The organism is Candidatus Culexarchaeum yellowstonense, from assembly GCF_024707025.1.
Lineage (GTDB): Archaea > Thermoproteota > Methanomethylicia > Culexarchaeales > Culexarchaeaceae > Culexarchaeum.
Genome location: NZ_JANGFQ010000081.1, coordinates 1 through 6,792, shown reverse-complemented (window position 1 = coordinate 6,792; position 6,792 = coordinate 1). Strand labels below are relative to the sequence as shown.

The following is a 6,792-nucleotide window of genomic DNA, read 5'->3' as shown; positions in this document are numbered from 1 at the left end:
ATCAAAAACCTAGTGTCAATACAACTTGCAGCAATGTTAGCAACAATTAACTTCATTTAACGCGAATTATAGTCTATTTTAGGATTTCCGTAAACATAATAAAACATTTTAATTGAAAACTTATAAGAAAGAACACAATATATATGAACTTTATCAACTTTATCCTTGTAAATTCATCTACCATCGTTTCATACAATCTCAGCATGAACTTATTAAACTATAAACAAATGGTTACTGGTATAAAACGCTTAGCAAAGAGTTAAAATACTTAGTTAAGTTCCTATGTTATATACGTCAAGGCAACTTATGTGAAGCTTGCTAAGTCTTATTCCTAGCAGTATATAGCTAATAAAGTGGCATGATTCTTCAATAGCTTAATAGAAATTCTTATATACAGTAAGTCCCATCTAAGATATATCTAGTATGACTAGCATGAAATCCTATAGTAAGGGTATAACAAAACTGCAAACCATAATACTGTTAATAGTGGTGCTCGTAGCCTGCGTAGTAGGCTATTTCGTCTATTTACAACTTGCGCCTAAACCTATCGTTGTTAAGAATCCTGGCGTCATAGTTTACGCTAGACCAGGCGAACCTCTCAGCTTTGACCCAGCTTACGAGACTTGGTACGGGGTTAGAGAAATAGTACAAAACGTTTATGAAACCTTAGTCTTCTACGATGGCTCTTCTGCCGATAAATTCATACCATTATTAGCTGAAAGTTGGTATACAAGCCCAGACGGACTAACATGGGTTTTCAAAATAAGGAAGGGGATAAAATTCCATAATGGGGAAATATTGACACCTCAAGACGTAGAATACTCCTTGGAAAGATGCATAATACAGGATAGAGCTGGTGCCAGAGCATATCTGCTCACATATCCCCTAACAGGTATTCCAACAGTTCGTGCAGTGAACTTCAAAGACATTAACAAGGTGAGGGAGGTAGGTATGACAATAGATAATGCCATAGAAAGCAATGCTACCCACGTCATATTGCATCTAAAGTTCCCATACCCCCCATTACTCTCTGTTCTTTGCCAGAGCTGGTTTTCAGTTATGAACAAGAAGTGGTGTGTTGAGAAAGGGGACTGGCCTGGATTCAATAAGTCCGACCCCACAACCTATGAGACTTGGCCTCAATGGAATAATCCTCCAAGGGAGAATTTACCCCATAGATTTGAAATGTGCGGTACTGGTCCGTTCATGCTAGAATCTTATACGCCTGCCACTCAAACGGTACTTAAACGTTTCGACGATTATTGGAGGGGACCTGCAAAGATTGAAAGGATCATTATACAGTATGTACAGGAATGGTCTACTATGAAACTGATGTTACAGACAGGGGATGCTGATATGATATTGGCTTCAGCTGCCCATTACGATGAATTAACAGGTATGGAAGGGGTAACCTACTATGAGTTGGATACGCCTCTCATATGGTACATACAGTTCAACTTCGCCATATCACCCGACAGCCCCTTCATAGGTAGTGGAAAATTGGACGGCAATGGTATACCACCAGATTTCTTCGCAAATCCAGATGTCAGGAAAGCCTTCGCCTACGCCATCAATTATGATAGAATAGTGAAGGAAGCCTTCTCAAGTAAACTACGCCCCTCCAACCACTTCAATCTGATAGGCCTTCCATATTACTGGGCAGATGCTCCTAAATACACCTATGACCCAGATAAGGCTGTATACTACTTTAAGAAAGCTTATAACGGTACACTTTGGAATGTTGGCTTCAAATTCACGTTATTCTACACAGCTGGATGGCCTGAGGTTAAAATAACATTTTCTGAGATAAAAAAGGATATTGAAGCTTTAAATCCAAAATTCCAAATAGAGTTAAGAGAAGTTGAATTAGCTGCAGCCAACCAATACTTCCTTTCAAATCAGTGGGTAATAGAGATGGATGGTAGGAAACCTGATATGGCTGACCCACATAATCACGCTTACATGTTCTATCACAGTACAGGGACTTGGCCTCAGTATCAACATTACTCTAACCCCGAAGTAGATAAGCTAGTTGATGAAGGTATTAAGACCATGGACCCCTCCAAGAGGGCTGAAATATACAAGAAGCTTTGCCAATTAGTGTTTGAAGATTGCCCCAGCATTGTCGTTGTACAAGTCACGAAAAGATGGTATCAGAGGACATGGGTAAAGGGTAATCCATATTATAACCCAATGTTCGTAGGACCATTCTTCTACGGTCTAGAGAAGGGTGGTTAAAGGGATCAACAAAATCTTTAATTATTTTTTTATAAAACTTTATTTTCGATGGTGATAATATGCGTCTCAGAGACTATATAATACGTAGGTTGCTTCTACTCCCATTAGTCTTGTTAGGCGTTATGCTAGTAATATTCGTAATAATGCAAGGTTTTACGCCTGCCCAACGAGCTGTAGCCTTTATACAGACTAAAGAGGAAATGCTATATATTGGTGATATCATAAAGCGCTATCATTTAGATGAACCTTTCCACATTCAATTCTTTTACTGGTTTAATAATGTTTTGCATGGAAACTTAGGTTACTCTGTTAGCGCCAATATGCCAGTAAGTCAAGCTATACTCACTTATTTCCCGGCTACTGTGGAGTTAGTGTTTCTAGCTATCCCTCTAATGTTACTTCTAGGTATGATGTTCGGAATATTAGCTGCCGTGTATAAGGATTCTGTTATAGATCATGTAGTGAGATTTTTCTCTATAAGTGCATGGTCTCTCCCAACATTCTGGTCTGCAATTATTTTGCTAGCTATATTTTATGGAGTTTTTGGAATTTTCCCACCCGGCAGATTAAGCGTTCAAACAGTATTATCGTTATCTCAAACTCGTTTCATATCATATACTGGCATGTATATAATTGACGGTCTTCTGAACGGTAGACCAGATGTCAGCTGGGATGCCTTAAACCATGTAATCCTCCCAAGTCTAAACTTAGCCATACTATCATCAGCTTTACCAATGAGGATAATGCGTTCCAGCATGCTAGAAGCATTAAGTAAGGAGTATATAACGGCTGCTAGAGCTAAGGGGTTAAGTAAATGGGCTGCTATATGGAAGCATGCTGTAAAGAATGCACTCATACCCATGATAACAGTAGCTGGAACCATGGTAGCAAATTTAATTACCGGTGTAGTGATAACTGAAACTGTCTTTGCCTATCCCGGATTGGGAAAGTTTGCAGCTGGAGCAGCTATGAGTCTAGATATGCCTGGCATATTAGGATTTGCACTCTTCGCCGCCACAATTTATGCCATCACAAACTTAATAGTTGATGTACTCTACTGCCTCATAGATCCTAGGATAAAATATTAAGTAATGAGGTGAAAATAATGTCTTCAACTAAATTATTCCTGAATGAACTTCTATTCACGTTTAAAAGAATGAAGGAAAGCCCCCTTTCAATAGCGGGTTTAGCTATAGTGACATTTTATATATGCCTAGCAATAGCAGCTCCAATACTAGCTCCTCCACAACCTGGTAGAGACCCATATATAATGCCAAGTTATGGTATCTCCCCCATACCTAGACCTCCATCTAAGGAAGCCATATGGGGCACCACCGAAGGGCAATACGATCTGTATTATGGATGTATATGGGGGACGAGAACAGCTTTTAGGACTGGCATTATCACTACAATTGCCGTGGTGATACTGGGCATCATAATAGGCTCCATAGCTGGTTACTTTGGAGGTAAAGTGGATGAAATTATCATGCGTATAACTGACATATTTTACGCTATACCTACAATCGTATTAGCTATGGCCATAGTTGTCTTGCTCGGGGTCGGTTTAGATAATGTCATAAAAGCCCTAATAATAGTGGGTTGGCCTACTTATGCTAGACTTATGAGAGCTGAGATCCTAAGAATTAAAAATGAAGATTACGTAGAAGCCGCTAAAGCCGTAGGTTGTTCAAACTTCAGGATACTGGTCAAGCATGTACTTCCAAATGCCATATATCCTGTCTTAATAATGGGCTCTATGAATATTGGAAACACTGTACTAGCAGCTTCCGCTCTAAGTTTCTTGGGTTTAGGTTCTCCAGCTGGCTATGCAGATTGGGGTTCCCTAATATCCCTCTCCAGAAATTGGATACTGGGTTTACCGGGAAATCCCTTAGCCTTCTGGCATACCTACACGATACCAGGCCTCTTCATCTTCACATTCGTCTTAGGCTGGAACTTATTAGGAGACGCCTTCAGAGACATGCTGGATCCTCTAATTAGGAGGAGGTGAGAGGTTTGGAGGAGGAAAAGGTGCTGGAGGTAAACAACCTCGTAATTAGATTTTACACCTATGCTGGTGTTGTGAAAGCTATAGATGATGTCTTCCTCTACCTTAAAGATGGAGAAATATTAGGAGTTGTGGGTGAAACTGGTTGTGGAAAAACAGTTACTGCTCTATCCACTTTACGCCTCATCCCCAATCCTGGGAAAATTGAAAGAGGAGATATTTTCCTAAAGACGGATGAAGGCTTAGTGAACTTAATGGAGAAGGATGAGAAGTATATGGAAAAAATAAGGGGACGTTATATTTCCATAGTTTTCCAAGAGCCAGGCGCTGCTCTTGACCCCATATATAAAATAGGTGAGCAAATAGGGGAAGCTTTACTTATTCATAGGAGGAATCATTACTACTCCGAAGTTCTAAAGAGTATAGAAGAGAAACTTAAAGTTGAGAAAAGCCCATTGAGGAGGTTCATATTAAAATTAGAACTAAAAATATGTAGGGAGTTAATTAAGGATCCAAACTCCGCTTATTCAATTCTACTTAGTTTCCCATTTCTAAATGAAGTAAATAAGCTTGTGGAAAATCTCATCAAAAATGATGCTATATTCCTCTTAAGAGCTATGGGTATACCAGACCCTGAGAGAACATATAACAGATACCCCCATGAGCTGAGTGGTGGTATGAAACAAAGGGCGGTAATAGCTATGGCTCTAGCTTGCAATCCCAAGATACTGATAGCTGATGAACCAACGACAAATTTAGATGTAACAATAGAAGCTCAGATATTACATTTAATAAGAGAGTTGAGAGATAGATTCAATTCCTCAATACTCTACATAACACATGATTTCGGAATAGTTGCTGAAATATGTGATCGTGTAGCAGTTATGTATGCTGGTAACATATGCGAAATAGCTGGAGTGGAAGAGATATTTAGGAAGCCATTACACCCATACACGAAGGCGTTAATTGAATCCATACCAAGACCTGGCAAACCATTCAAATCAATACCAGGTACCATACCCAACTTGATCAATCCACCCAGTGGTTGCAGATTTCATCCCAGATGCCCTCATGCCATGGAGATATGCTCTAAAGAAACACCAAAAGTAAAGGAGATAGAAAGAGATCACCTAGTAGCATGCCACCTCTATAGGTGATATTATGATACCCCTAATAAGAACGTACAAATTAAAGAAATATTATGAAATACTAGAGGGGGGCATAATAAGGAAGAAGATAAATTATGTTAGAGCCGTTGATGATGTAACCTTCTCAATATATAAAGGTGAATGTCTGGGCTTGGTTGGAGAATCCGGTTGTGGTAAGACAACTCTAGGGAAATTGATACTAAAATTACTTGACCCCACATCTGGCCACATATTCTTCGGAGCACCCTCAGAAGTGCTTGAAGAATTGGAAGCATATTTAAATGAGAATAAATCCGTTAAAGAGGATAGAAAGATAAAGGAGTACATAGAAAATTATGACATAACAACCTTCAAAGGGAGCAAACTTAAAAATTTGAGGAGGAAAATGCAGATAGTCTATCAAGATCCCAGAACCTCCTTAAACCCCAGAATGTTCGTAAAAGACATAGTTGGAGAACCACTCATAGTACACGGACTTGCCAAAGGTAGGGAGGTTGAGGAGAAAGTCTTAGAAATGCTGGAGTTGGTGGGGCTTAGTAAGGAACACTTGTATAGATACCCCCATGAATTCAGTGGAGGTCAAAGGCAACGTATAGCCATAGCCAGAGCCCTCATAACTAGACCTGATTTCGTCGTATTAGATGAACCCACCTCAGCCGTCGACGTATCGGTAAGAGCGAAATTACTAGAATTATTCTTAGACCTCCAAAAGAAGTTCAATCTCACATACCTATTCATAAGCCACGACCTAAACATCGTTGAATGCATAAGTAGCAGGGTAGCTGTCATGTACCTAGGCAAAATCATAGAAACAGCCCCCACATCCGAAATATTCAAGAAACCACTCCACCCCTACACCATAGCTCTAACTTCAGCCACACCAATACCAGACCCCTCCCTAAGGAGGAGAGAGAAGGTAATACTTAAAGGTGAAGTCCCAAGCCCCATAAACCCACCAAGCGGCTGCAGATTTCACCCAAGATGCCCTCAAGCCATGGAAATATGCTCCAAAGAAACACCAACATTAAAAGAAGTAGAGAAAGGCCACCTAGTAGCCTGCCACCTATACTTCAAATAAAATACATCATTTTCTGATGTTTTAATGTTAAATATACAGATGTCTAGCCCTAACAAATTTAATACATGAAAAATCAAAGAATATAGAAATGCATCTCTAAAGTCTAACAATACGCCTAACTAAAATAAATTATGAAAAACTCTTCCAAGAACTTCTTATCTAAACACCACTAGGATCAAGCCTACCGAAGGTCAACCACAATAATGCTATCATACACGTAGCTCATCTCTCCCTCAAAAGTTGCTCAGTCGCACCACTGAGATCTATTGGTATTCTACCCTCAATTTTCTCAAGCTCAAACAACTTCTCCACAGCCTCAT

The 6,792-nt window shown here is 39.6% G+C and carries 5 protein-coding genes; all 5 read left to right on the top strand.

Going from position 1 to position 6,792, the window contains the following annotated elements; all coding sequences use genetic code 11:
- Nucleotides 1-432 precede the first annotated feature (432 nt).
- The 5 genes from MRT15_RS08260 to MRT15_RS08240 are packed head-to-tail and all read left to right on the top strand — an operon-like array spanning nt 433 to nt 6,472.
- Nucleotides 433-2,238, top strand: coding sequence for an ABC transporter substrate-binding protein (locus tag MRT15_RS08260; protein ID WP_304329607.1), 1,806 nt, complete (start codon nt 433-435; stop codon nt 2,236-2,238).
- A gap of 59 nt (nt 2,239-2,297) precedes the next feature.
- Nucleotides 2,298-3,326: an ABC transporter permease gene (locus tag MRT15_RS08255; RefSeq protein WP_304329606.1), complete on the top strand. Its 1,029-nt coding sequence runs from the start codon at nt 2,298-2,300 to the stop codon at nt 3,324-3,326.
- Nucleotides 3,327-3,343: 17 nt separating this feature from the next.
- Nucleotides 3,344-4,249 (top strand): ABC transporter permease, encoded by a 906-nt coding sequence (locus tag MRT15_RS08250; protein WP_304329605.1) that lies wholly within the window; start codon nt 3,344-3,346, stop codon nt 4,247-4,249.
- A gap of 5 nt (nt 4,250-4,254) precedes the next feature.
- Complete coding sequence (locus tag MRT15_RS08245) at nt 4,255-5,403, top strand: ABC transporter ATP-binding protein (protein ID WP_304329604.1); 1,149 nt, start codon at nt 4,255-4,257, stop codon at nt 5,401-5,403.
- Between the two features lie 4 nt (nt 5,404-5,407).
- Nucleotides 5,408-6,472: an ABC transporter ATP-binding protein gene (locus tag MRT15_RS08240; protein WP_304329603.1), complete on the top strand. Its 1,065-nt coding sequence runs from the start codon at nt 5,408-5,410 to the stop codon at nt 6,470-6,472.
- Nucleotides 6,473-6,792 lie beyond the last annotated feature (320 nt).

What these genes read in the sequence shown, in the direction of transcription:
- MRT15_RS08240 (WP_304329603.1), top strand. Translation starts at nt 5,408, where the DNA reads ATGATACCCCTAATAAGAACGTACAAATTAAAGAAATATTATGAAATA.
- MRT15_RS08260 (WP_304329607.1), top strand. Translation starts at nt 433, where the DNA reads ATGAAATCCTATAGTAAGGGTATAACAAAACTGCAAACCATAATACTG.
- MRT15_RS08250 (WP_304329605.1), top strand. Translation starts at nt 3,344, where the DNA reads ATGTCTTCAACTAAATTATTCCTGAATGAACTTCTATTCACGTTTAAA.
- MRT15_RS08255 (WP_304329606.1), top strand. Translation starts at nt 2,298, where the DNA reads ATGCGTCTCAGAGACTATATAATACGTAGGTTGCTTCTACTCCCATTA.